Below are 24,927 nucleotides of genomic sequence, written 5' to 3'. Positions count from 1 at the left end.
CAGTCTCTATAAGTTGAAATTTCCCAAGAGGGGGGCATGATAAGAATCTGGGGAATCGTACACGTTTCGTTCCCCAAAAATTTCATCTCCTAGGCTTTCATTATGAATTTCTACATGATCAAAATGTCCTAAAAGGGGGCGAGTGACTAAAATATGGTCCAGCATTTGTCGCCGTCCTTGATGGATGACTGAGTATCGTTGTACTGATGGAATAGAGTGTTCTAAGCCCACAAGTGAGCGATAAGCCAGTTCGCCATTTCCCGTATCTGAGTCGTCTGCACGAAGAAGGCGCGTTGGCACTTCATATTCATCTGCGTTAAAGTCTCCACAGACGGCTATCAAGGCGTGGGTGTCTTCATCGAGTATTTTATCAATAAGGAGACGGGCTTCAAGGGCTTGACCTGCGCGCTTGATAGAGGAAATAAAATAACCTTCTGCCCAGGCAGGCACTGTTTTCCATGTAGAAGCTTTAACTTTTTGTCCTGCAATATGAGAGGCACGTGGCGCTCTTAAATGGAGATTGATAATGTGGAGGGTTTTTCCATTCTCAATGGGAATGCGTCCATAAATAAAGGGACGATCCCAAATGATTTCCGATGAGCCTTCGCCATTTCCCACTGTATTCGTTGGTGAAAATTGTGGGGGAGAGACTAAATCATTATGATACTGTTCCTTCTGTTCAAATGGAAAACGGCTCAAGATGACTAAATTATGCTTGTCAGTAGGCCCCTTTGTCGACCGGCTTTCCGTACGGTGATAGTTTTGGTAGTCAGTATCGTGTAGGAGAAGATCCAAAGCTTCTAAGCCACGGCCCTCTTTTTTAGAGGAGGCGTTAATTTCTTGGAGACACAGGATATCGGCCTGTAGGCGTTGCAACTGGGGTCGCAATATATCAAGTCGATTGGAAAGTGGAGGCTCGTTTTTGCCTCCTAAACTCAAATTTTCAATATTAAAAGTTGCCAGTCGAATCATTTATTGGCTCTCATATTCCAGTCCCATCGCTCTATAATGATCAGGACGATCTTGCCATTTCTTGTCTACTTTGACGAAGAGAAAAAGATGGATTTTTTTGTCCAACAAATGCTCGAGTTCTCGACGGGCTAACTCTCCCACCTGTTTAATCTTTGTTCCCTTTTTCCCTAGGATGATGGCACGTTGGGAGTCGCGCTCGACATATATGGTTTGCTTGATTTTTATGTTGCCGTTATCAAAAACTTCCCAAGTTTCCGTTTCAACGGTAAGGGCATAGGGGAGTTCTTGATGAAGATGTAGAAAAAGTTTTTCTCGGGTTATTTCAGAAGCCATTAAGCGTTCGGGCAAGCTGGAAAGTTGATCCTCGGGGAAATGCCAGGGGCCTTTGGGCGCCAGACCTGAAAGCTCAGATAAAAGATCCTCGGTGCCTTTTCCTTTTAATGCGGAGATCATAAAGACCTTTTCAACCATTTCTGTGGCGTATAATTTTTGTGAGAGTTCTAAAAGAACTTCCTTTTTAACCAGGTCAATTTTGTTGAGAGCAACAATCACTTTTTTCCCAGCTTGGCCTACTTTTTCTATGACATTCATTAATAAGTTCGAGATAGGTTTTTGTGAATCCACCAAGAGGACGATTTCGTCTGCGTCTAAAGCTGTTGTCCAAGCGGAGTGGACCATGGCGCGATCAAGGCGCTTTGTTGGTTCAAAAATACCGGGTGTATCCATAAAAACAAGCTGCGTTTGCTGAAGGATGCTGATTCCCATAATGCGAAATCGGGTTGTCTGAGGCTTATGGGTTACGATGGAAACCTTGGATCCCAAGATGTGATTTAGAAGGGTCGACTTTCCAGAGTTAGGAAGACCTATAAGAGCAATGAAAGCACATTTTTTAGGTTTATTTTCCATGCGCCTCTTTCAGTGTTTCCAAAAGTTTCTCAGCTGCAATCCGTTCTGCTTCCCTTTTTGAAAGGCCTTTTCCAATGGCAGATGTTTCTTTTGGCCCGATGGCTTCAACACGAAATTCGGGGATGTGGTCTGAGCCTTCAATAGTAAGTACTTTGTATTCTGGCAGAGAAAAGCCACGTCCCTGCAACCATTCCTGAAGGGCAGATTTAGGATCCTTTGGAGGTGCTTCTCCTGATGATGCTATATGCTCTTTCCACTGTTTCTTGATGAAATTTTGTGCAGCCTCAAGGCCTCCGTCTAGAAACAATGCGCCAATAAGAGCCTCGCATGAGTCTGCCAGGATTGTTCTCGAGAAGGGGGTGGTTGCATCAAGCACTTGATTCCCACAATGGATATAACGCCCAAGACCAAATGCTTGGGCCACGTTGACTAATGTGAGTCTTTTTACCAACTCAGCAAGGCGGTGGGCAAGATCTCCCTCGCTATCGGTTGGAAAAGCTTTATAAAGAAGCTCTGCAATTGTTAGAGACAACACTCTATCTCCCAAAAACTCACATCTTTCAAAATTTGAATAGGTCGATTTTTTAAGGACGCTTGGGTGAACCAATACCGTTGTTATTAAGGGCACGTTCTTAAATTTGTAACCTAAATCTTTCTCGAGCTCTTTTCGCTCAGATTGAGTAAGGCCCTGATCCATCTCTCCGCTTCCGTTAGCCAATTTTTTCGAAGAGTCTGGATGTGCGGATGCCTGAGGGCCATTTCCATATTTGCCACCACTTTGCATCCGTAGAGAAAAAGATAATTTCCGCTTTTCCGACAAAATTAACGATGGGAACATCGCCAAGGCGCCATCTTACCCGACTGTCTCCCGACTCATCGCGATTATCTCCCATCATAAAGTAGTGACCTTCAGGAATGATGTACTCAGGGCTATTTTCCCATTCACTATCTTCTTCCTTTACGTGTACTTTGATGATTCGATGAGAAACGCCATTGGGAAGTGTTTCAATGTACTGGGGAACGGGGACTTTTTCACCGGAGTCAGTGTCGTGCATAAAATCTTCAATGCGTTCTAATTTTACGGGTTCACCATTAATATTTAAAACGCTATTTACGATTTGAATCTTATCTCCGGGAAGGCCAATGATACGTTTGATCCAGTTTTCAGAAGTGTTCTTTGGAAATTTGAAGACGGCGACCTCTCCTCTTTTCGGAGGTTCAAAGAAAACACGTCCCGAGAAGGGGCCAATTCCAAATGGGAAAGAATATCGACTATATCCGTAAGAATATTTCGAGACAAAAAGATAATCCCCAATAAGAAGGGTAGGGATCATAGAGCCCGATGGAATAGTAAAAGGTTCAAACGCGAATGTCCTTATGGCAACGGCTATAAGGATAGCAATGAGTATCGTTTTTACATTTTCCCAAAGTGTAGTGGTCTTTTTATTTTCGGTCGTCATACTTTTTACAATTCCCTCACGTCTTCAATTAGCTTTTCCTGGCACGATATAACCACAAAAGCAAGAGCAATAGAACCCTCATCACTCAAACTTACATCAATTTGTGGGATTTTTCCTGCAGGAATTTTTTTTGCCAATAACTCTTCTGCAATGCCATGTAGGCGTATGGTGGGTTTTCCTGTCTTGGTGCGAACAACTTCCATGTCAGTCCATTGCAGTCCATTCCGAAAACCTGTTCCCAAGGCTTTTGCGCAGGCTTCTTTTGCCGCAAAGCGTTTTCCATAGCTTGCCGCACGGGTTTTTCTTCTTTCAGAGAGGATTTGCTCGTCTTTTGTGAAGACCCTTTTCAAAAAGGGAGCCTCATACTTTTCAAGTAAGTTAGAAATTCTGTCGATATCGACAAGATCGCTTCCGATACCTAATATCATGAATTAACCCTTTTTTGTTTGGTGCGTTGTTTTTCTTTTTTTATGGAATGAAAGTGCCTTACGTAGTGGCGTGTTACGAAGAAAACCAAAATCCATGCTGCAATTGTACACGGAATACTGCCGATAAGCATGGGAAAGAAAACACTCCATGAATTTTCCCACAGCATAGCCATATTCAGATTTTGCACATCTAAAACAGAGGGACGCCCTAAAAATAATAGCCCCATTTTGTACGTAGCGACCCAAATAAAAGGAAATGTCCACGGATTGCCGAACAGGGTCCCCAAAAGGGCAGTGGTAATGCTGCCTCTCACAGCCCGGGTCAAAATAAGAGCAACAATAATCTGCACTCCTAAAAAAGGAGTGAAGGAAATGGCTGTTCCAGTCGCAAGCCCCACGGCAACGAAATAGGGAGAGCCTTGTGTTCGTACGATTCGTAACCACACGTACTTTGTTGCTCTCTTCCAACCTATTTTAGGCCAAATATAACCCTTTGCCTTTTCAAGTAGGGTTTTGGGCGTTCTCGTCTGAAACATGTAAAATCCTTTTGGCCTCTTTAAACTCGTTCCACAGAGTTTACAAGCTCAATCGCTCTGAGTGCCGCAATAATGTTTGTGAGATGTGCCAGGTCTTTCACTTCTATATCCAAGAACAAATCAAAGAATTCAGTATTGCGTTGGACAATTTTAAGATTCAGAATGTTAGAACCATTTTTGCCTATAACGGTTGCAAGTTTTCCTAGGCTACCACTTTCATTTATCAGCGTCACTTTTACGCGGGCAGCGTGTGGTTCTTCCGCAGTCATATTTTCATTCCAGACGACATCAATCCACCGCTCAGGCTCATCTTCAAAATTTTCCAAGGTTTCACAGTCGGTCGTATGAATTGTTACACCGCTTCCGGTTGTTGCGATGCCAACGATGCGGTCTCCAGGAATGGGGTGACAACAAGAAGCGTAGTGAAGTGCCATGCCTGGAAGTAGTCCCTTTATGGGAATTGAGGTGTCTGCTTGTGAAACGGGCACGGTATTTTCTGTTTCAGTGTGCATTTCTTTGAGTTTTTTCTCTGGGAAGATAACATGGATAACTTCACTGCTGGATAGCTGGCCTTCTCCTACTTGAATCAACAATTCTTCTACAGATTCTAGATTAAGGGCTTCAGGGGCCTTTTCTAGCATTTTGTCTGAAAAGCTAATTCCGAAATCTTTAAAAGTTTTATGTAATAGAGCACGACCTAGGTCGAAGTATTGAACTTTTTGTTTGGCTCGGATAAATCGTCGAATGTGAGCGCGGGCTTTTCCTGTGACCACAAAACGTTCCCACGTAGGAGAGGGGATGTGATTCTTGGAGGTGATAATTTCTACCTGATCGCCATTGGTAAGCTCTGTTCGGAGAGGCATAAGTCGACCGTTGATCTTAACACTGGTGCAAGTATTTCCGATCTCTGAGTGCACCGCGTAGGCAAAGTCGACTGGCGTTGCTCCTTTGGGAAGGGTAATCAGATCTCCCTGAGGGGTAAAGCAAAAGACCTGATCCTGAAACATTTCTAGCTTTGTGTGTTCAAGAAATTCTTCGGGACCAGAAGCACTTTCCAATATATCCAATAGGCCCCTTAGCCACCTGTACTGGCCTCCTGTTTTTGTGTCGGTTACTTCTTGTTTGTATTGCCAGTGTGCTGCCACACCCAACTCTGCTACTTCGTGCATCTCGTAGGTGCGAATTTGAATCTCAATACGTTGGTTGTCCGGAACAATTACGGTGGTATGTAAGGAACGGTAGCCATTGGGCTTTGGAGTGCTGATATAATCTTTGAATCGAGCTGGAACAACGAGGTAAGTACTATGGATGATGCCCAGTGCTTGGTAACATTCAGGGATCGTATCTAAAACAATCCGAAAGGCCATGACGTCTGAAAGCTGCTCAAACTCCACATTCTTGCGCTGCATTTTACGCCAGATGGAATAGGTTGTTTTTTCTCTACCGGATATGGATGCGTGAATGCCTCCCTTTATCAAGGCATCTTGTAGTCCCTGGAGAATAGTTCCGACGATATCTTCCCCGATTTTCCTCAGAAATTCGAATCTGCTTAAAATGGAGGCTCGGCCTTCTGGATTTAATTCGGCAAAAGCTAGATCTTCCAGTTCATTCTTCATCTCATGCATTCCGATGCGTTCTGCAAGGGGAGCATATATTTCCATTGTTTCAAGAGACGTGCGTTTTCTTTTTGCTTCCGATTTTCTGTGATGCAAGGTCCTCATATTATGGAGGCGATCTGCAAGTTTTACGAGGAGGACGCGAATGTCCTTGGACATTGCAAGCACAAGCTTTCTAAAATTTTCGGCCTGTTTTGTCTTATCAGATTGCAATTCTATTCGAGACAGTTTTGTCACGCCGTCCACAAGATAGGCGACCTCCTTTCCAAATAGAGCTTCTATCTCGCTGAACGTGGCGACAGTGTCTTCAATAGTGTCATGGAGTAGTGCTGTGGCGATTGTGGCTGCGTCCAATTTCCATCTAGTAAGGATATTTGCAACTTCTAAGGGATGTGAAAAATAATTCTCTCCGGAATCGCGCTTTTGAGTTCCGTGGACTTTTTGAGCAAAATCGTACGCACGCCGAATCAGATCCTCATCTACATTTGGATCATAGGACCTTACTTTCTCGATCAATTCAGTTTGCTGATTCATCCGCTTTGGGGCACCCCTTTTCACATGTTAAAAGCAGTGCACCTATAAATACAACCTATATCTGAAAGAGCTACTCTGCTTTAACTTTCTCCATAGGTTCATCATGAGCGAGTTCTTCTTCTTTTTCAATGGTAGTGTCTTCAGTTTCTAAGGTGACGCCTGTTTCTTCTTCCGAAGTAGATGCCTGAGCTTCCTCCGATTGAGCCGCTAGCTGTGTATCACTTTCAATAGAAAGCTCATCTTCTGAAATTTCTTCTGACATTGTAGAACTCTCAGGATTTTTCACCCAGTCTTGAGTTGCTGCAATTTCTTCTTCGACATCTTCGTCGATAATATCGGGCTCTACATGTTTCTGCAAAGACTTGATCAATCCCTCATCCAATTTTTCCAATGGGACGGTTTTATCTGCAATTTCTCGCAAAGATACAACCGGATTTTTATCATTGTCACGATCTACTGTTAAAGGAGATCCTCCTGCAATTTCCCTTGTTCTCTGGGCTGCGAGCAAGACTAAATCAAATCTGTTTGGTACTAGAACAACACAATCTTCGACGGTAACGCGTGCCATTTAAAAAAATCCTCATTGACGGTTGATAATTTGTGACTATAGTGGGGTTGATCCAAGAACGCAAGAATTTGCTTCATGGTAGGGGAAAAATCCTCAAAACACAGGGGGTGGTGGTGATATAATGACTACTACATTTTGTTAATTTAGAAAATTTATGTAAGAAATTACATGTACTTGAGAGGTCAAAAATATGATTTTTTATAAGCAGGAACGCCTCGCTCTTTTTATTGACGGGCCGAATCTACACACAGCTGCAAAAGTTTTGGAGTTTGATATCGACTATAAGAAGTTGTTATCATTCTTCGCCGAGAAGGGGTTATTGGTCAGAGCCTTCTATTATACAGCTCTAATTGATGATCAAGAATACTCACCAATTCGTCCCCTTGTGGACTGGCTTGATTATAATGGATATACCATGGTGACAAAGCCACTCAAGGAGTTTACAGACTCAGCAGGAAGGCGCCGCGTGAAAGGGAATACAGATATAGAGCTCGCAATCGATATGATGGAGCTTTCAGATCGTATTGATCATGCTGTTTTATTTTCCGGAGATGGAGATTTTAGGTGTGTTCTAGAAGCTGCCCAGAAAAAAGGCGTTCGAACCACTGTTGTAAGTACCATTCGGACAAGTCCACCAATGATTTCTGATGAATTGCGTAGGCAGGCAGATAACTTTATTGATCTGAAAGATATCATTCCATACATATCTCGTGAGGGAGGTACTGGAGCGGAGTCTGATCTCGATAAGAGTATTGAAGAAGTGGCGTCTACAAAGGTTATCAAGCCCAAGGCTCTCAAGGAAGAGGCTGCCTAACGTACCTAGTATTCTTCTGAATCCTGTTTCTTTTTAGAACTCCTCTGAGTCCTGCTCCTTTGGCTCGTTCATTAAAGGATACGGAGACAGTTTTGTGTGAGGGGAGGTTTCCTCTGAGAGATTTTTGTTGCGTGTCTTCTAGGCAGAGCACATTTCTGATGAAATGTGTCGGCTTCTAATGGAGTGTATCCAAGTAATCCACGTGCCTTGCGCCGCGGGAGTCGATCCTCTGCAAGTGTGCCAGGGAGATAGAATGAAGTTTCCCATCGATGGAATGGGACCAGTAGTCTAGAAAATTTTTAAGCCGAGGAAAGGTAGGCGCTTGATCGTACGCTTGCCAGAGAAAAGTTTGTAATACGGAAGGATGATCTGGTAAATAGTAGGTGATCTCAACCGTTGTCAGATGATAGTTCTGAAAAATATGATTGGAATCAGTCATCTTCTTCCCCCAAAGGCAATGCTTTCTTTTTCAAATAAACACTTCCACAGTAACATTATACCAATTCATTCATAAAACTGTTTTGAAAAATAGAAATATTTTTTTTATACAAGTAGTTATTATTGATTCTTTGTGAATTTTTTTTCTTTCGTCGGATACAACTCACTGAATATTAGATTTAAATAGTTTCAAGATGAGCCAAGTTTTTTTAATCTTATTCTAATATTTTGACGTTTTTCGAAAGGGCTATCTCGGTCGGATATTTTTCTTTATAATTCCCAGAGAAAAAAGGTTGGAAAACCAAGATACGGCTTGGAGGAAAAATGTCACTATATGAGAATGTGCTAAAAGGGGTAATTGAAAAGAAAGTTTTTCTCATCGTTTGCCTTATTTATGGTTTGGCTTTTATGGCCACTTTTTTTTCAATTACGTTTGTGACGTTTGATTTTGAAAGTCATGGGTTTAGTTCGCTTTTTATAGGAATAGATGCTGCGACTTTATGGCTTTCTTTCGTTATTGCTTCCTACTTTGTTCCTAGAACATTTAGAAATATTCATATTAAGCTGATATTTCTGGTCTCACTCTTGCTGATGATTGTCTCGTTTCTGCTCTTTCCTTTTCTCAACGTTCCCGTAGGTTTCCTTTGCTGTTTGGATTTTTTTGGGTGTAAGCAGTGCTTACCTAGTCAATGGAGCAAATCTTCTCATTGCTTTTATAGTGGATAAAACAGCAAAAGGGAGAGCCTTCGCATTGTCCAGCGTCTTTGCAGCAGGAGGGGCATCATTAGGTGCTGCAGGGGTGGACTTAGTGGGAAAGGGCACTTTATATGCTATTGGCTTGGGATGTTTAATACTTTTAGTCTCAATATTTCTTTCCAGGTATCTGATTGTGGATATTCGTGGCAAAAGGGATAGAACATTAAAAATTGAGAAAAAAAGTGTTTTTGGAATCCTATTTCTTTTTCCCTTTATTGCCATGATCTCATGTGGAATTGGCTTGGATCAAGGCGGGTTTAGAAACTTCTTCGTCATTTTTATTGAGCATTTTTACCGGTTTTCACAGGGGGAAGCCTCCGTCGTTTTTAGTTTAGCCTTTATTGGGGCTACTTTCATGCCGCTATTTTTTGGGATCTTGGGTGACAAAATAGGAATGATAAAATCTCTCACAATAGCCTCCTTATTAGGAGTCCTGGTTTTGCTTCTATTCCTGATGGAGTATCACTGGAGTGTATGGGTTTTGTCATTTGTATGGGGAGGATGCATACGTACATGTTTTACCCTTGGACTTGCGTATTTAAGCCAGAAGGCGTCTGCCGATGATCTTCCGGAAATTATGGCAGGCTATGGGATGCTTGGGAAGTTTGGAGCAGTTCTAGCACCGCTTATTATTGGTTATGGGATCTCAAGCTTCGGGAGTGCATGGTATGTGTGGGCTTCTATGGTTGCGACGTTTGCCATATTTATTCCCTCTTTGATGCTGGTGATCAAAAGAGCTTGATTGGGTATGAATTGCGATCAAGCAACCACTTGATCGTTCAGTCGTTGGCCTGAGATTTGCATTTCCCAGAGCTGTTTGTAGAGTCCTTCACGGTCTATTAATTCTCCATGGGTCCCTTCTTGAATGATCTGCCCTTGATCAAAAACAAAGATGCGATCCATCCCCAAAAGAGTCGAAAGTCTGTGGGCAATAACGATTGTGGTACGATTTTCCATAAGACTTTCCAAGCTTTCTTGGATTTTACGCTCTACGATCGTGTCCAATGCTGAGGTAGCCTCATCCAAAATAAGAATAGGAGCATCCTTTAAAATAGCTCGAGCAATAGCAATCCGTTGGCGCTGCCCCCCAGATAACTTAATGCCACGCTCACCCACAAGCGAATCGTACTGTTCGGGCATTTCCAGGATAAACTCATGACAATGTGCCTGCTTAGCAGCAGCGATGACATCTTGATCAGTTGCACTCAGTTTCCCATAGCGAATATTCTCCCACAAGGATCGATGAAAGAGTAATGAATCTTGCGGAATCATTGCGATTTGTGCTCTGAGAGAGGATTGAGTCACTTTTGCAATATTTTGGCCATTAATAAGGATGCTACCAGAATCGATGTCAAAATTTCTAAGCATAAGATTTACAAATGTACTCTTCCCGCTGCCAGAAAATCCCACAAGCCCAATTTTTTCCCCGTCTCCAATTGTAAGCGACAGGTCTTTAAAGAGGGTGAGTTTAGGACTGTATGAAAATGTGACTTGATCAAACTTTATTTTGCCTGAGGTCATATTTAAGTCTGGGGCACCTCGCGCATCTAGTATTTCATGGGGAGGGGTAATAATAGACAAGGCTTGGGTAGCGACACCAAGCTCCTGGAAAAAGTAAGGAAATTCCAATCCCATATACCAGGCTAAGTGAAGAATATTCTGGGTGATTCCAATAATCAGAATGAAATCGCCAATGGTAATGGCATCAATTTGCCACAAATATATAGTGGTAGAAATGATGGCTGCATATTCTATAAGACTTAGGATGCCGAGCAGGAGCTTTACTTTCTCCATAAATTGCATCTCTCGATGAAGTTTCTGTGCTTCGTCAGTTAAGAAGTTATTTAAGTAGCGCCCTTCAAAAGGATGATGTGAAAACAGACGTACATTTAGAATATTAGAAATGCTGTCTACTATCTTTCCTTGCAGGGTGCTCTGAGACTCAGAATGTACTTTTGAATAGGAGGCACATTTTCTTGAAAAGAAATAACAAACCCCAAGATGTATAGAAAACCAGATTGCTAAAATACTCGCAAGCCACAGGCTAATAGGAATGAGCAATGCAATGGAAAATGCGGTGGCGAGGAGAATTGGGGCAAAAACTTCCAGTATGTCTTTAATAATGAGTCCACTGCTGCGGGTCATGTCATTTATCTTGTTGGAGATGCTTCCAGCAAACGTATCAGAAAAGTAACGATGAGAGTGTTGCTCTACATACGTAAACATTTCTTTCCGAATGGATTTTCTGAACTTGGGAATCACATAAGTTGTAATGAAGCCGTAAGATCTAAAACACAGTTCCAGGGTTATGTAGGTTGTAAAACCAAGCCAAAGGGGAGCGCTCAGGGAAGCGAAAACGGACTCCTTGGGGCCAGAAAACTGTGAAAGCGTATCTACTATTGTCTTTAAGACATAAGAATAGATCGTTTGTTCCAATCCCCAAACTGGGGCCAAAAGAGCCATGGCTGCAAAACCAATCCTTTGGCGTTTAATAAAGTGCCATAAGAAAGAAGATAGTTTCTTCGGTAGCATTGTGTCGTTTCCAAATAAAAAGTTGTAGAATTTTGAGACAAAAATCCCCAGCATCGAATTTAATCAATGTTTTTTTAGAAGATCAAAATGGCCTCATCAAAGTGATAGCCAGAGTGACAGAAAGATTATCGGATCATTTTAGCCTCTAAATAATAAAGCTCCTCAGAATATATTCTTTAAAAATATTTAGCAAGAAAAAAACATATATATTTTCATTTTCATTTTGAATTCTGATACAATAGGAGAGTATGAACAATTTAGGGGCGGGGAGATGAGCATTTATAGGTGGTTGGTCAGTTTGGGACTATGCTTAGGCATTGTCCTGTTTTTGTCTCATGTTTCTGTTGCTGAAACAGGGATTAACGAGAAGACTGCTTATGTACACTCTCAAAAGAAAGTTCCAGGAATTGGCAGTTTGCAGAACCCCGGTAACAAAGGGCAAATAAGACCCTTTATAGCTCAAGGCGTAAAGCAAATCCGTTATATCGGAAATGCAGGAGATTTGGATGCTGGTGAGTTGGATGCTGCCGTCACCTATATTTCGGAAAGTGCGTGGGACTCACTGAAAGAAAAAGAAAAATTGAAGAATGTGACAAGCTATTCTCGAAGAAATGAAACATTTGAGGAAAAAGGGCAGAAAATTAGCATTCAGCCTTCTGGGCTCGTTTCCGGGAAAGCAACTGAAAAGCAGATTGTTGAAAAGAAGAAGGATGAGAGTGATACAGATAAAAGCGAAACTGATAAACTTGCTGAAGAGCAGGAAAAAGCTCAGGAGAAGCTTGCCCAGGAACAAGAAAAAATAGAGAGTCTGTCCAGACAGAAGAAAGAGGCAGAGGAGAAACTTGCTAGAGAGCAAGCAGAAGTCGACCGTTTGGCTCAAGAAAAAGATGAAGCATCGCAGAAGCTTGCTCAGGAGAAACGTGCTGAAGAAAATCGTTTAGTAGAAGTGAAAAGAGAATTAGAAAAGAAAATTTCCAAGGAGAAAGCGGCGGAAAAGCGCTTAGCAAGAGAGGCAAAAGAAGCTGAAAGAAAACTGGCTAAACAGATAAAGGTAGAAGAACAGCGCATAGCCAAGGAAAAGAGGGAGGAAGCCAGAAAACTTTCTAGAGAGAAAAAAGCAGAAGAACAGCGCCTAGCCAAGGAGAAGAAAGCGGCGGCTAGAAAGCTTGCTCAGGAGAAGAAGGCGGAAAAAAATCGCATAGCTAAGGAGAAAAAAGCGGCAGCGAGAAAATTGGCCCAAGAGAAAAAGGCAGAAAAAAATCGTATAGCGAGAGAAAAAGCAGCGGCAAGAAAACTTGCCCAAGAGAAAAAGGTTGAGGAAAAGCGCATAGCCAAAGAAAAAGCAGCAGCAAAAAAACTAGCTAAGAAGACCAGAGCTGATGAAAAACGGATAGCGACAGAGAAAGCTGACGAAAGAAAGCTTTCCAGGGAGCAGAAAGCAGATAAAAAACGGATAGCGCGGGAGGCCAAGAAGGCGAGTAGGCAGCTTGCCAAGGAGAAAAAGACAGACAAAGTTCGACTTGCAAAGAACAAGAAGGCTGCAGCAAAAAAGCTAGCGAATCAAAAGAAAATTATGAGGCAAAAGATTTCATCGAAGTTGAAAGCAGATAAAAAACATATAGCAAAAAGAAAAAATATGGAGAGGAAAAAAATTGCTCAGCAAAAGCAGATTTTCAAAAGCGCAGTTTCTAAAAAACGTAAGTTGATTCAGGGTCAACTCAAGAAAATGTCGAAAATAAGGAAAGAAAATCGCAAGGCGAAAAAGGAATTGCTGTTTACAGATGAAGACATAGAATTTCTTAGAAGTACTGAAATTAGGGAAACACGTTCAAACGACAATGAGAATCGACATCATGTTCATCAAGAGAGAATTCGGCGTGGACGCAGTTAGAGACTCTTTTTTGATCTGTACCTTTTAGGCTAGCGTTGGTAGGATTCTATATCTGAAATCTGACGCGGACAAAATACATGACTTTCAAGAAAATGCTACAACCTCCTGTGATGAGGAAGGAACCTCATGAGACAAAGATACATGAACACAAACTCTTAGATGATTATTTCTGGTTCAGAAACAGGGATAATCCAGAGGTCATCGAACATTTGAAAAAGGAAAATGACTATACTGAGGAAGTTTTAAGTTCTCATAAAGAACTAGAAAAAAAGCTTTTCCAGGAAATGAAGGGCCGTATCAAGGAAGATGATGAATCGGCACCCTTTAAGTGGGGGGACTATTTTTATTATACGCGTCAAGAGGCGGGAAAAGAGTATACAATTTATTGCCGCAAGAGAGGCTCTCTAGAGGCACAGGAAGAGATACTCTTGGATGTTAATACAATAGGGAAAAAGCACGAATATGTAAAAGTAGGCGTGTTTGAGATGAGTCCGAACCACAGAATTTTAGCCTATTCTTTAGATACCTCGGGAGATGAGCATTATACTATATATTTCAAGGATTTAGAGTCTGGCGAGGATTTGACCGATGTGATTAGAGATGCCTCTACTTCATTTGAATGGGTATCGGACGAAATTGTTTACTATACCAAGTTAAATGAACTCCATCGTCCGGATTGTGCTTTCCAGCATGTTCTTGGGGGGAATGTTGATTCAGATGCCCTTATCTATCAAGAAAAGGATGAAGAGTTTTTCCTGGGTCTCTCCAAATCAAGGAGCGAAAGATTCATTTTTCTAGAGTTGCATGGGGCAATCACTAGCGAAATTTCTTTTTTTGAAACTCAGGAAGTATCACCGACTCTTCAAACGGTTAAAAAAAGGAGTCAGGGTGTCGAGTACAGTATTTATCATTGGGGTGACTATTTTTATATCTTAACCAATGAAAATGCGTTGAATTTTAAAGTGATGAAGGTTCCCATTAAAAATTTGCATGAGGGAGATTGGGAAGAGTTTTTACGAGAGTCTCGTGAGGTTTATCTAAGGGGTTTGGATGTATTCAAAGAGTATCTGATTGTCTTTGAACGACAAAAGGGAATTCCAAGGGTGAGGGTTATTGAGTTTGGCAATGGCAAAGAGCATTACGTCCAATTTCCGGATTCCTCATATGCAGTTGGGCCGGACATTAATCCAACTTATGAGTCGTGCGTGTATCGGATTTCCTATTCATCGCTTTTGACACCGCCCACGACATATGCGTATCACGTGGAACAGAGAAAGCTTGAGTCCTTGAAAAGAAAGGTAATTCCTACGTTTTCGTCTGATCATTACGTAAGTGAGCACATTTTTGTGACAAGTCATGATGGGGTCAAGGTGCCCGTTTCTCTTCTATATCGCAAGGGAACGAAACGAGATGGAACGGCTCCGTGCTATCTATATGGCTATGGATCCTATGGCATAACCCTATCTGATTGGTTTGAAAGTGATATTTTTAGCCTCATTGATCGGGGATTCATATATGCCGTTGCCCATATCAGGGGCGGATCCGAATTGGGAAGGCAATGGTATGAAGATGGAAAGTTTTTAAAGAAAAAAAATACTTTTTATGATTTCATCGCCACGGCGGAACATCTTATTAAGGAAAAGTATACGGCCAAAGGAAATATCGCTATTGCTGGGAGAAGCGCTGGAGGCTTGCTTATTGGGGCGACCCTTAATATGAGGCCGGAATTGTTTAAAGCAGCCATAGCGGGCGTTCCCTTTGTTGATATGGTTAATACAATGCTTGACGACACCCTTCCCCTTACGACTCTTGAGTATGACGAATGGGGGAATCCGAACAAGAAAAATTACTTTGAGTATATGCTCTCCTATTCACCCTATGACAATATCCAGCCTAAGGGATACCCAAATATACTGGCATTATCGGGACTTAATGATCCTAGAGTCACTTACTGGGAGCCTTCCAAGTGGGTAGCAAAGCTTAGAGAACAGAATACAAGCGGAAATCTGGTTTTATTGGATACGAATATGGAAAGTGGCCACGGGGGTTTTTCGGGCAGATTTAAGAGCCTTCAAGAGAAGGCAAGAGAATTTTGCTTTGTTTTATCGGTATTTAACCAAACTCAGTCCTCTTAGGCTATCAGTGCACTACGAAAGCCTGGGATTAAAGTTTGTGGAACTACCTTTGCCATTTTTGATATAATATGCCCTAAAATCAACTAATTCCGAGCATTGTTCGAGAGGCTTTAATGGGCCCCATAGGTCTCCCAGAGATAAAGCCTTCCAGTTAGATCTAGACCGATTTCGTGCTCGTTTTTTTGCATAGATAATATTGTCATTTTCTATCAAAGACTTAAATCTAAGATGACTTGCCAAATAAGCTATGCGCAAAACGCAAACCTCATATGGCTAAATTATAGTAGAAATAGGACGGAATTTTGCTTAGAGTAAATTTATGTCGAGCTTACGAGTTCGACGGGCTTTAAGTAGCCCTTTACGTCTCCCAGACGTAAAGCCTCCCTGTAAAACTTCGACCGGGCCTTGTGCCCGGTTTTTTTTAAATCTACGAGGGAATGACTCTATACAATATTCTCAGTGTGTTCAAAGGCTTTTTAAGTTTTTAATGAAAAGCTATCTAGATATATAAAAAATGCATAACCTGATGTCCCGATTTTTATGTTGACTATATCGATATAGTATGTCATATATATCAATATCCAGACGCAAAGTCTGGTAGGGCTTTAAATAGCCCGTTACGTCTCCCAGACGTAATAGCCTCCCTGTAAACTTAGCCGGGTTTTATTACCCGGCTTTTTTTTGCAAAAAATCCTAACCATGGCTGAAATATGGCTTTTCACACATCGAGCAGGTTATGCCAGCTAGGAAACAAAGATATGCAGTCCAGGCGCCTTTGAGGACAGTTTAACTTTAGATTCTCGATTTCAAAAATAGGAATTTTAGGAAGTAGTATATCGTTAACTTTCTACACTCATCTTCTTAAAATGCTCCAAACATTCTTGTTTACTTGGCTTGAAATCGTGTTCTTGCCAATACTCTTCAAGGAGATTTAGGACTCTTTTGATTTTAGGGCCAGGTTTCATGCCCGCGTCAAGGAGGTCCTGCCCTTTGAGGGGAAATACAAGCTCTGTTTCCCATTTCTGAGAGGCATCAAGGCGTTTTTGACAAAGGGCAATGGCATCCTTTAGAGATTTTTTCCTTTCTAACACATCAGTGGCGGCGTGGAGAATCATGAGATCTTGATAGTATTGAGCACTAACTTGATACATAAAGTATCTTTCCTGTTTGGGATCAAAATTTTCGGGATAGTCATGGTAAGGAGAGGACATGGCAAAGAGTCTCCTCTTGTCCCGGTTGGAGAGCTTTAATCGATCGGAAGCCGCCTTGGCGCTGTTTCTGTCCATAATTATAGAGGCAAAACGCCGTAAAGCATCCTCTTGTGAGGGGACAAGTTTTCTTTCGATTTTGCAGAGAGATTCTAATAGCGTCGTATCAGGGCGCAGATTGAAAATATGATCTAGGATTTTGTGGGTCAACATAAGCTGAAAAATAGGCGCTGGATTTGGCGCTTTAAGGGTGCGAAAGATTTCCTTCGCGATTCTTTCTCCAGAAAGCATTTCAAGTTTTGCCGTATACTTTTCACATATACGGAGGGTCTCTGGGTTCAGGGGGCTTTTACCATAATAGGCCTGGAAACGAAAAAGTCGTAAGAGGCGAAGAATGTCTTCTTCCAAACGCTTTTCTGGATCCCCCACAAAACGGATTCTACCGGCCTTAAGATCTTGAAGTCCCCCGATGGGATCAAAAATATTTCCGTCAAAGTCCGCATATAGCGCATTGATTGTAAAATCCCTTCGTTTGGCATCTTGGAGCCAATCATCGGTAAATTCAACGCGGGCATGGCGACCAAAGGTTTCTACATCTCGTCTCAGGGTTGTTATTTCGCAGCACTCTCCATGGAAATATACGCTAACGGTCCCGTGTTTGAGACCAGTGGGGACCACTCTGAAATCAGTTCCCTTGAGTCGTTCCATAACCATTTCAGGGTCAAGGGGGGTTGCAATATCAGTATCGGTTACAGAAATTCCAAGCAACGTATCGCGAACACATCCTCCAACAAACCGTGCTGGTCCGGATTTATCGATTAAAACGTCAATTATTTGCTTCAATTCGTGTGATTCTTGCCAGTGGGCATGAGAGATTTTAGAAGGAATCATAGTTCTATAATTTCAAAAATAGTTCGAATGTAAGTGTCAGAAGGACTTCAATGAAAATAAGAATAATAATGATCCACTCTAGGGTAGAGGCGTGACTATGGTTAATCTCATTTCCAAGAAGCCCAAACAAATCACGCATAATATCTAGTCGCTTGTTCAGAATTTCTATGCGATCAGTAATATCTTGATCATGGATGGTCATCTGATAAAGGGGCTCAAATTTTGGCTGTTCCCAAAAGAAATCGGGAGTGTCCAAGATATTGCTGTGGAGATTGACCATATTTCTTTCAATCATCAAACGCCCAATCATCTGAGAAATTTTTCGGCGCGACAGGGGAATTTTTCCAGTTTTTTCGAGCGATTGTGGAATGTACTCAGTTTTTTGAATGGTTTGCTCAGTTCTTTGTTCAAAGACAGAAAGCTTGGACGACTGAGCAATCCCGTATGAAATTGCCAGTTTAGCTAAAATAGATTTCGTATCGGCGAGGACGATTGTATCCAGGTGAATTTCATTTTTTTTGCCGTAACTAAAGGTGAAAATATCGGTTTCAAATTCTTTTATAGAGCCTTCGGCATACTTAGAAATCTTTTCTAAGAATTTTTCTTCATCTGTTTTTGATAGATTCCAAAAAACCACACTTCCAAAAGCAAAACAGTAAACATCACCTCCAGATAGTGGAAGATGAATCACTTCCCGAAAGAAAGTAACCTTATGCTTTTCTTTCCAATCTCGGTGCATTTGTGAGATCTTGTATGAGTTTGCCGTGCAGTATGCAGTACAGCGCATGGGATTTCCCTGTTTTTCCTTTCCTCAAGCCTAACGAACTTCGAAGATATTTTCAATTCTTCTCGGAAAATAGAAACTATTCATGGGACGGTAGGGAAAATGTAGGCCAGCCTAAGTCTTCGTGATCCGTCAAATACCCAGAGATGTTACCAATCTTAATTTTGATAGTATTTCCGCCTGAAAATAGCAGGAGAATGTCCTTTTTATCCAGCTGAAGGGATAAAAAATTCAAATGATGATTAATTGGAAACGCTTGGAAGCCTTTTCTTTGAACCTTCTCTACGTGATCGAAATATAGGTGACAATAAGTGCGCTCAAAAACAAAGTTTTTCGTCTCCGTTTCCTGAGTTTTTTCCCAACGAAAACGTTGCAGAATTAAGGAAAAGGCTTTTTTCTTTGGTGAAAAGATTATGCCCAAAACGGGAACAATAGCGTCTTGTAACAGCGCAGATATGACTTCTAAGTCCTTATTATCTTTAATCTTAAGATGCAGTTTTATATCTTCGTCGTCTTTTTTTCTTTTTACCAAAGGCTACTACTCCCGAATACGTTCTATCTGAGCTCCACATGATCTAAGTTTAGACTCTACGTATTCGTATCCTCGGTCAATATGGTAAACGCGATTGATAGTACTTTCACCTTGGGCAGCAAGGGCAGCAAGAACCAGTGAAACAGATGCTCGGAGGTCGGTTGCCATGAGTTCTGCTCCCTTTAATTCAGGGACTCCTTTTACCATGGCAGAGGACCCCTTGAGAGAGATGTCTGCTCCCATACGCATGAGCTCGGGGACATGCATGAAGCGATTCTCAAAGATGGTTTCAGTGATGAGAGAGGCCCCATTTGCGATGGTCATCATAGCCATCATCTGGGCTTGTAAATCTGTGGCATAGCCTGGGAATGGCTCTGTTGTGATGTTAACGCCCTGTAGTTTCCCTTTTTCTCCCGCAACATTGAATCCATTGGGTAAGTGAGTAATCTTGGCTCCAGTTTCTTCAAGCTTAGACAAAAATGTCGGGACAAGGGAAGAGTCAGTATTTAGGATATCGATGCTGCCCCCCGTTATGGCCGCAGCAATGGCATAGGTTCCAGTCTCGATGCGATCAGGCAGAACACTGTGCTGAGCTCCTGAAAGAGAGTCAACGCCCTGAATTGTGAGCGTATCTGTCCCGATGCCCTCAATCTTGGCGCCCATTTTAACAAGACAGTTAGCGAGGTCAGTAATTTCTGGTTCTCTTGCTGCATTTACAAGCTGGGTTTCTCCTTTTGCGATGCTAGCTGCCAACAAAAGGTTTTCTGTGGCACCGACAGAAACCACCGGAAAGGTGTAGCTGTTCCCGTGCAACCCTTTGGGTGCTGTAGCATGGACATAACCTTGATCCAGTTCAATTTTAGCGCCCATGGCCTCCAATCCTTGGAGATGCAAATCAACAGGTCTGGTTCCAATGGCACAGCCTCCCGGAAGTGAGACAGTTGCCCTTCCTTCCCGTGCCAGGAGTGGGCCTAAAACGAGGACGGAAGCTCGCATTTTTCGGACCAGATCATAGGGTGCCGTTGTGTTAGAAATTTCTTTTGTCTGTAACGAGAATACTCGCCCCATGTGTCCATCTTTTGTTTCATCTCCTTCAAGTGTAACTTGAACTCCCAATTGTGCCAGCAGATTTGCTAGAGTAGCAATATCGGCTACATGGGGTAAGTTTGACAGGACAAGGGGCTTATCTGTTAAGAGACAGGCTGTCATAAGAGGTAAGGCTGCATTTTTTGCGCCGCCAATGGTGACTTGTCCCTTTAGGGGAACGCCACCTCTTATACGAATTTTATCCATTAATGATTTTCCTTTAGGCAGCGCTCTTTGAAGAGCCAGACTGTATAAGTTTGGGGAGCGTGACACCCGTTTGGCCCATGTATTTTCCAGCTCTGTCTTTATAGGAAGTGAGACAAGCCTCATCGCCCTTTAAGAACAAAAACTGACAGGCCCCTTCATTAGCATATATTTTGGCAGGAAGCGGGGTTGTGTTAGAGAATTCCAAGGTAACGTGTCCCTCCCACTCTGGTTCCAGTGGCGTCACATTCACAATAATACCGCAGCGTGCATATGTTGATTTTCCAAGACAAATGACCAGGACGTCTCGCGGAACTCTAAAGTACTCGACTGTGCGTGCTAGAACAAAACTGTTGGGGGGGATGATGCATTCATCTCCAACTTTATCGACAAATCCTGAATGGGAAAAGTTCTTCGGATCAATTGTGTCACTATTTACGTTGGTAAAGATTTTGAATTCGTTAGAGACTCGTGCGTCATAGCCGTATGAAGATAGGCCATATGAAATAATATCCTTTGCTGACTGACGATCTACAAATGGATCAATCATCTTGGTCTTTAGGGCCGTTTCACGAATCCACTTATCTGATAAAATGGGCATAAAATTCTCTCTCTTCCTTAATCATTCATACAGTTCTTCTACTTAAAGTCCAATGATGATGCAAGGGAATTAGGCACTCAGGGAAGTACGATCGGTGTCAGATGATTGGTTTTCTGTATTGTCATCGTTCTGAGAGGACTCAGATGATTGTCTGCGTTCTTGAAGCTGTTCCCTGCGACGTTTGAGATTTTCACGGAGGGCCGACGCTTCACGAAGCTGACGACTGGATAAATTCTTTGCAAAAAGAGCCATAAGTCTCCTTATCAGTTATTGATAATCACGTAGACTTTACCCTATAATCCAAAAACTACAATCCCCTCTTGTCAGAATTTTGCTGGTATGGCAATGTGCCGAGGATTTCTAATCATTTGCCGCCGTAGCTCAGTGGTAGAGCGCACCCTTGGTAAGGGTGAGGTCACAGGTTCGATCCCCGTCGGCGGCACCACCTTAAAATCATAATATTATGGCGCCTTTCTCAAAAAAATGAGGCCCAATGGGCCCCACTTTTTTTTAGAGATATCTCTAATGAACTATTTCTTCATCAGGATCAACATAGCTTTCATCTGAATCAGAAACTCCTGTATCTAAGGAAGTCTCGAAAGTAAGATGTTTCCTCGCGATTTTTCCTTTTCTCCGCATTTCGTCTGCTTCAAGTGCTTCTCGGTTTGCTTCTCTCAACTCAGAATAATATAGGCTACCGCCCTCTTTTTCTAGCCTATGCTGATACCCTTGGAAGCTATTTAGACCATAGTCAGGACCCTCGCATTCTTCTTCCATTGCGTAAGAAGCCGGAATATATCCTGTTGAAATAAGAAGAGCTGTTGCTCCTAAAAATAGAATTTTTTTCATAAAACATTACTTTCAATTATTTATCCAAAACAAGCAGGGTCCACTGACCGTGCAGATTCCAAATGCATCACAATTAAGTAAAAAGCAAACTAATATTGAACATATCAACTATTCATATAGATCATAATCTAAAACTATAATAAAATTTACTGAAAATTTTAATATATCATTAATACATTGATTCTAAAATATTAGTAAAATTACAAATAAAAAATTAGCTCTTTGTAAGGCGTAGAGGAATTATGATGCTGGAAAACGTCTCAAACTTTGATTGCATCTGAACTTTCTTTGAAAAGAACTTCCTTGCCTCTTGTCATGCCATCAGTTAGAAAAGACACTAGAGAAATTTTGAAAAAAGAAGCAAGACAAGTGCACGAATTCAATCCATTAGATCATCTCGAAGACCATTTACGCCTTTTAGAGCATCGTTTTAATCGGGCAAGTTCCAATGAACTTATTATTGAGATGAAAGGGCGTTGGGCAGAATATAATGTGTTTATGATTTGGGACCATGAAACGGCCATGATTTATACGGCGTGTGGGCTGGAGTTCGGTATGGATGAGGGAACCCATGGAAATCTATGCAAACTTTTGACTCTTATTCATAACAATATGTGGATTGGTCACTTTGACCTTTGTGAAGAAAAGAAAATCATTATTTTTCGACATTCTTTTCCATTAAGGGATGTGGAGACAGTTACCTTTGGCCAGTTCAGCGATCTCATTAATTTGACGCTTCAGGAATGTGACCGTTTTTATCCAGCATTTGTCTTGCTTGTTGAAGAAGGAAAGTGCCCGGAAGACGCCATGGAAAGTGTTATGCTAGAGACTGCAGGGGTCGCATAATTTCCCGTATTAAAGGAGGCTGAATGATATGAACCGTATCTTGTTAGTTGGATGTGGTGAAATGGGCGGCGCTCTTTTGAGCGGCTGGTTGGAGACGAAAACCATTTCTTCTGAACAGATTTATGTGATTTCACCGCATCCTATAGATAGGCAAGACGTAGAGGTCATAGCTAAGCCCGATGATTTGCCGACCTTCTTTCGACCAACAACTATTATTTTTGCAGTTAAACCCCAAGTGCTGACAGAAATCTTGCCTCTATACAAAAATTTCTCTGGTGAAGAGACGTGTTTCATTTCCATAGCAGCAGGGAAAAAAGTTGAGACTTTTAAGGACAGCCTGGGGAATGGTTGCAGGATGATTCGAGCGATGCCCAATATGCCTGTTTCCATTGGCATGGGGATGACAGTCCTTTTTAAAGATGAATTGGTTTCTGGAGAACAATCGACGATGGCAGATGCTCTCTTTAAGGCTGTTGGTGCCGTGGCTTGGGTTGAAGAGGAATCCCATTTTGATGCCATTACAGCTGTGTCTGGAAGCGGCCCGGCCTATGTATTTTATCTTACAGAGGCCATAGAAAAGGCGGCTCAAGAGGCTGGTCTCCCAGCAGACTTAGCCGAAAAACTGGCACGAGAGACAGTGATTGGAAGTGCAGCCCTTATGGGGATGGGAGAGTCTGCTGAGAGCTTGCGAAAGAAAATCACAAGTCCTGGCGGGACAACAGCGGCAGCACTTGATATACTAAAGGGAGAAGAGGGCTTGAAGGCACTCATGACCCGGGCTGTTTTAGCGGCCCAAAAAAGAGGTCAAGAACTTGCGTGAGGGGTGACCATGTTAATGAAAGACAAGATATTAGATGCAGCACTTACCTTGGTTGCAAGAGAAGGATGGACCGATTTGTCCTTTCAGGAGATTGCAAATTTGGCAGAAGTTCCTTTGGCAGAGGTCTATGAACACTTTCCACAAAAGAGTGCTTTTTTACTGGCTCTTAATGAAAAGGTGGATCGGTTTGTTCTCAAACAGGCCGAAGAACTGTCTGAAGAGTCTGGAATTACGCCCAGGGAACGGCTGTTTGACCTATCCCTTACACGATTAGATGCCTTATTTCCCTACAAGAATGCACTTGCGCACATATACAAGGATCTTTGGTTTGACCCCCTATCAGTCTTAACACTGGCACCTGGGTTTATGACTTCTTTAGAGTGGATGTTGCAGGCGTCTGGCCTTGGAATCTCAGATTGTTACGGAAAGGTCCGGATAAAGGCTTTAGGGACGATCTATTTTCTCTCTTTAAAGACTTGGCTGGAGGATGATTCTGAAGATACGTCCAAAACGATGGCCTTTATGGATACCCAAATGACGCGTGCCGAGTCTTTATTTCCACAAATTTGGAAGGGGTGACTCTTAAAGAGCCTATAGAGAAGACTCCCATTCATCTGTTCAAGTGGAAAATCTCAGAGCAATGCCTACTGGTTCACGACCATCTTAAGATTTTCGTTGGTAGCCATGCGTTGGCTTACATAATCTATGACGTTCGCTTTTAAGATGTCCATATGATCCTTAAAGAAATGATCGGCCCCAGAAATGACCCGCTGATCCACGTGTATGCCTTTTTGTTTGGCCAGTTTTTCAAGAAGATTATCAATTATTTCTGGGGGGACAACCTCATCCTGTTGGCCATGAATGATTGTACCAGAAATAGGGCAAGGCGCTAGAAAACTAAAGTCATATTGGTTTGCAGGCGGGGAGACGGAAATGAATCCTCTTACCTCAGGGCGACGCATCAAGAGTTGCATGCCAACCCAGGCACCAAAGGAAAATCCACCGACCCAGAACTCAGAGGCGTTGGGTCTAAAAAGCCGTAGCCAGTCTAAAACCGATGCGGCATCACTTAATTCACCTTCTCCTTCACCGTATTCTCCTTCAGAGCGACCGATACCGCGAAAGTTGAAACGCATTACCGTGAAGCCTTTTTCGAGGAAAGCTTGGTACATAAGGTATGTAACTTTATTATTCATGGTGCCCCCTTGGAGTGGGTGGGGATGAAGAACCAACGCGACCGGGGCGTCGGGATCTTTTGCAAGTGAATAACGGGCTTCAATGCGTCCTTCGGGTCCGTTTATGAGAATCTCTGGCATACCATTTCCTTTAGATTAATCGAGGGGCCTTATATATAAATTCATTAGTCAGGTATAAAACCTTTCCCCAGGATCCGCGATAGAGAATTAAAAAAAGCTCTGAGAGCGAGGAAATAGCTGGAAAAGGAGAGAAAAAGGGTTACACTCTTTAGGTGAAAACGTAACCCCTTCTTAAGAAATATAATTATGAAACTACCATCATTT

General features: G+C 42.2%; 25 protein-coding genes and 1 tRNA gene. 8 read left to right on the top strand and 18 right to left on the bottom strand.

Going from position 1 to position 24,927, the window contains the following annotated elements:
- Positions 1 to 6: 6 nt before the first annotated feature.
- From HOL16_01230 to HOL16_01195, 8 genes are all read right to left on the bottom strand, one after another.
- On the bottom strand, positions 7 to 972 hold the full coding sequence (locus HOL16_01230; GenBank protein ID MBT5389318.1) for an endonuclease: 966 nt from the start codon (positions 970 to 972) through the stop codon (positions 7 to 9).
- Positions 973 to 1,878, bottom strand: a complete 906-nt coding sequence (gene era / locus HOL16_01225) for a GTPase Era (GenBank protein MBT5389317.1) — start codon at positions 1,876 to 1,878, stop codon at positions 973 to 975.
- Positions 1,868 to 2,662 (bottom strand): ribonuclease III, encoded by a 795-nt coding sequence (gene rnc, locus HOL16_01220; GenBank protein MBT5389316.1) that lies wholly within the window; start codon positions 2,660 to 2,662, stop codon positions 1,868 to 1,870. The genes era and rnc overlap by 11 nt, the downstream gene beginning before the upstream one ends.
- Positions 2,589 to 3,338: a signal peptidase I gene (lepB, locus tag HOL16_01215; protein MBT5389315.1), complete on the bottom strand. Its 750-nt coding sequence runs from the start codon at positions 3,336 to 3,338 to the stop codon at positions 2,589 to 2,591. The genes rnc and lepB overlap by 74 nt, the downstream gene beginning before the upstream one ends.
- A gap of 5 nt (positions 3,339 to 3,343) precedes the next feature.
- Positions 3,344 to 3,766 carry a holo-ACP synthase gene (locus HOL16_01210; GenBank protein MBT5389314.1) on the bottom strand — a complete coding sequence of 141 codons (423 nt, stop codon included), beginning with the start codon at positions 3,764 to 3,766 and terminating at the stop codon, positions 3,344 to 3,346.
- Positions 3,763 to 4,302, bottom strand: a complete 540-nt coding sequence (locus HOL16_01205; GenBank protein MBT5389313.1) for a DUF2062 domain-containing protein — start codon at positions 4,300 to 4,302, stop codon at positions 3,763 to 3,765. The genes HOL16_01210 and HOL16_01205 overlap by 4 nt, the downstream gene beginning before the upstream one ends.
- 20 nt (positions 4,303 to 4,322) lie before the next feature.
- Entirely contained in the window at positions 4,323 to 6,452 is a 2,130-nt protein-coding gene (locus HOL16_01200) for a bifunctional (p)ppGpp synthetase/guanosine-3',5'-bis(diphosphate) 3'-pyrophosphohydrolase (GenBank protein ID MBT5389312.1), read from the bottom strand.
- A 70-nt stretch (positions 6,453 to 6,522) separates the two neighbouring features.
- On the bottom strand, positions 6,523 to 7,020 hold the full coding sequence (locus HOL16_01195) for a DNA-directed RNA polymerase subunit omega (GenBank protein ID MBT5389311.1): 498 nt from the start codon (positions 7,018 to 7,020) through the stop codon (positions 6,523 to 6,525).
- Positions 7,021 to 7,210: 190 nt separating this feature from the next.
- On the opposite strand from HOL16_01195, the gene HOL16_01190 reads away from it, so the two are divergent.
- Positions 7,211 to 7,834: an NYN domain-containing protein gene (locus HOL16_01190; GenBank protein ID MBT5389310.1), complete on the top strand. Its 624-nt coding sequence runs from the start codon at positions 7,211 to 7,213 to the stop codon at positions 7,832 to 7,834.
- Between the two features lie 175 nt (positions 7,835 to 8,009).
- Here the strand turns inward: HOL16_01190 and HOL16_01185 are convergent, their stop codons facing one another.
- On the bottom strand, positions 8,010 to 8,273 hold the full coding sequence (locus HOL16_01185; protein MBT5389309.1) for a hypothetical protein: 264 nt from the start codon (positions 8,271 to 8,273) through the stop codon (positions 8,010 to 8,012).
- A gap of 717 nt (positions 8,274 to 8,990) precedes the next feature.
- On the opposite strand from HOL16_01185, the gene HOL16_01180 reads away from it, so the two are divergent.
- Complete coding sequence (locus tag HOL16_01180; protein MBT5389308.1) at positions 8,991 to 9,770, top strand: MFS transporter; 780 nt, start codon at positions 8,991 to 8,993, stop codon at positions 9,768 to 9,770.
- A 17-nt stretch (positions 9,771 to 9,787) separates the two neighbouring features.
- Here HOL16_01180 and HOL16_01175 read toward each other — a convergent pair whose 3' ends face one another.
- Complete coding sequence (locus HOL16_01175; GenBank protein ID MBT5389307.1) at positions 9,788 to 11,560, bottom strand: ABC transporter ATP-binding protein; 1,773 nt, start codon at positions 11,558 to 11,560, stop codon at positions 9,788 to 9,790.
- Between the two features lie 271 nt (positions 11,561 to 11,831).
- Between HOL16_01175 and HOL16_01170 the strand changes: the two genes are divergently transcribed.
- Positions 11,832 to 13,451: a hypothetical protein gene (locus tag HOL16_01170; protein ID MBT5389306.1), complete on the top strand. Its 1,620-nt coding sequence runs from the start codon at positions 11,832 to 11,834 to the stop codon at positions 13,449 to 13,451.
- A gap of 77 nt (positions 13,452 to 13,528) precedes the next feature.
- Positions 13,529 to 15,586, top strand: coding sequence for a S9 family peptidase (locus tag HOL16_01165; protein MBT5389305.1), 2,058 nt, complete (start codon positions 13,529 to 13,531; stop codon positions 15,584 to 15,586).
- Between the two features lie 839 nt (positions 15,587 to 16,425).
- On the opposite strand, the gene HOL16_01160 is transcribed toward HOL16_01165, so the two are convergent.
- From HOL16_01160 to HOL16_01135, 6 genes are all read right to left on the bottom strand, one after another.
- Positions 16,426 to 17,685 carry a CCA tRNA nucleotidyltransferase gene (locus tag HOL16_01160; protein ID MBT5389304.1) on the bottom strand — a complete coding sequence of 420 codons (1,260 nt, stop codon included), beginning with the start codon at positions 17,683 to 17,685 and terminating at the stop codon, positions 16,426 to 16,428.
- 4 nt (positions 17,686 to 17,689) lie between these two features.
- Positions 17,690 to 18,472, bottom strand: coding sequence for a sporulation protein RMD1 (locus tag HOL16_01155; GenBank protein ID MBT5389303.1), 783 nt, complete (start codon positions 18,470 to 18,472; stop codon positions 17,690 to 17,692).
- 76 nt (positions 18,473 to 18,548) lie between these two features.
- The gene (locus HOL16_01150; GenBank protein ID MBT5389302.1) at positions 18,549 to 19,001 is read right to left on the bottom strand and encodes a DUF2948 family protein; all 453 of its coding nucleotides are present in this window, start codon (positions 18,999 to 19,001) and stop codon (positions 18,549 to 18,551) included.
- A 6-nt stretch (positions 19,002 to 19,007) separates the two neighbouring features.
- Positions 19,008 to 20,294 carry a UDP-N-acetylglucosamine 1-carboxyvinyltransferase gene (murA, locus tag HOL16_01145; GenBank protein MBT5389301.1) on the bottom strand — a complete coding sequence of 429 codons (1,287 nt, stop codon included), beginning with the start codon at positions 20,292 to 20,294 and terminating at the stop codon, positions 19,008 to 19,010.
- Between the two features lie 13 nt (positions 20,295 to 20,307).
- Positions 20,308 to 20,892, bottom strand: a complete 585-nt coding sequence (locus tag HOL16_01140; protein MBT5389300.1) for a dCTP deaminase — start codon at positions 20,890 to 20,892, stop codon at positions 20,308 to 20,310.
- A 69-nt stretch (positions 20,893 to 20,961) separates the two neighbouring features.
- On the bottom strand, positions 20,962 to 21,144 hold the full coding sequence (locus tag HOL16_01135) for a hypothetical protein (GenBank protein ID MBT5389299.1): 183 nt from the start codon (positions 21,142 to 21,144) through the stop codon (positions 20,962 to 20,964).
- Positions 21,145 to 21,262: 118 nt separating this feature from the next.
- On the opposite strand from HOL16_01135, the gene HOL16_01130 reads away from it, so the two are divergent.
- Positions 21,263 to 21,337, top strand: a tRNA-Thr gene (locus HOL16_01130).
- 77 nt (positions 21,338 to 21,414) lie between these two features.
- Here the strand turns inward: HOL16_01130 and HOL16_01125 are convergent.
- Positions 21,415 to 21,741 (bottom strand): hypothetical protein, encoded by a 327-nt coding sequence (locus tag HOL16_01125; protein MBT5389298.1) that lies wholly within the window; start codon positions 21,739 to 21,741, stop codon positions 21,415 to 21,417.
- Positions 21,742 to 22,008: 267 nt separating this feature from the next.
- Here HOL16_01125 and HOL16_01120 point away from each other — a divergent pair, with 267 nt between their 5' ends.
- From HOL16_01120 to HOL16_01110, 3 genes are read left to right on the top strand one after another with little or no spacing between them, the layout of a single operon-like run.
- On the top strand, positions 22,009 to 22,587 hold the full coding sequence (locus HOL16_01120; protein ID MBT5389297.1) for a hypothetical protein: 579 nt from the start codon (positions 22,009 to 22,011) through the stop codon (positions 22,585 to 22,587).
- A 28-nt stretch (positions 22,588 to 22,615) separates the two neighbouring features.
- The gene (locus tag HOL16_01115; protein MBT5389296.1) at positions 22,616 to 23,407 is read left to right on the top strand and encodes a pyrroline-5-carboxylate reductase; all 792 of its coding nucleotides are present in this window, start codon (positions 22,616 to 22,618) and stop codon (positions 23,405 to 23,407) included.
- Positions 23,408 to 23,422: 15 nt separating this feature from the next.
- Positions 23,423 to 23,986 carry a TetR family transcriptional regulator gene (locus HOL16_01110; GenBank protein MBT5389295.1) on the top strand — a complete coding sequence of 188 codons (564 nt, stop codon included), beginning with the start codon at positions 23,423 to 23,425 and terminating at the stop codon, positions 23,984 to 23,986.
- A gap of 65 nt (positions 23,987 to 24,051) precedes the next feature.
- Here HOL16_01110 and HOL16_01105 read toward each other — a convergent pair whose 3' ends face one another.
- Positions 24,052 to 24,723 carry an alpha/beta hydrolase gene (locus HOL16_01105; protein MBT5389294.1) on the bottom strand — a complete coding sequence of 224 codons (672 nt, stop codon included), beginning with the start codon at positions 24,721 to 24,723 and terminating at the stop codon, positions 24,052 to 24,054.
- Positions 24,724 to 24,927: the final 204 nt, after the last annotated feature.

It is taken from the genome of Alphaproteobacteria bacterium (assembly GCA_018662925.1).
Taxonomy (GTDB): Bacteria; Pseudomonadota; Alphaproteobacteria; order 16-39-46; family JABJFC01; genus JABJFC01.
This window is presented reverse-complemented; position numbering and strand designations above follow the sequence as displayed.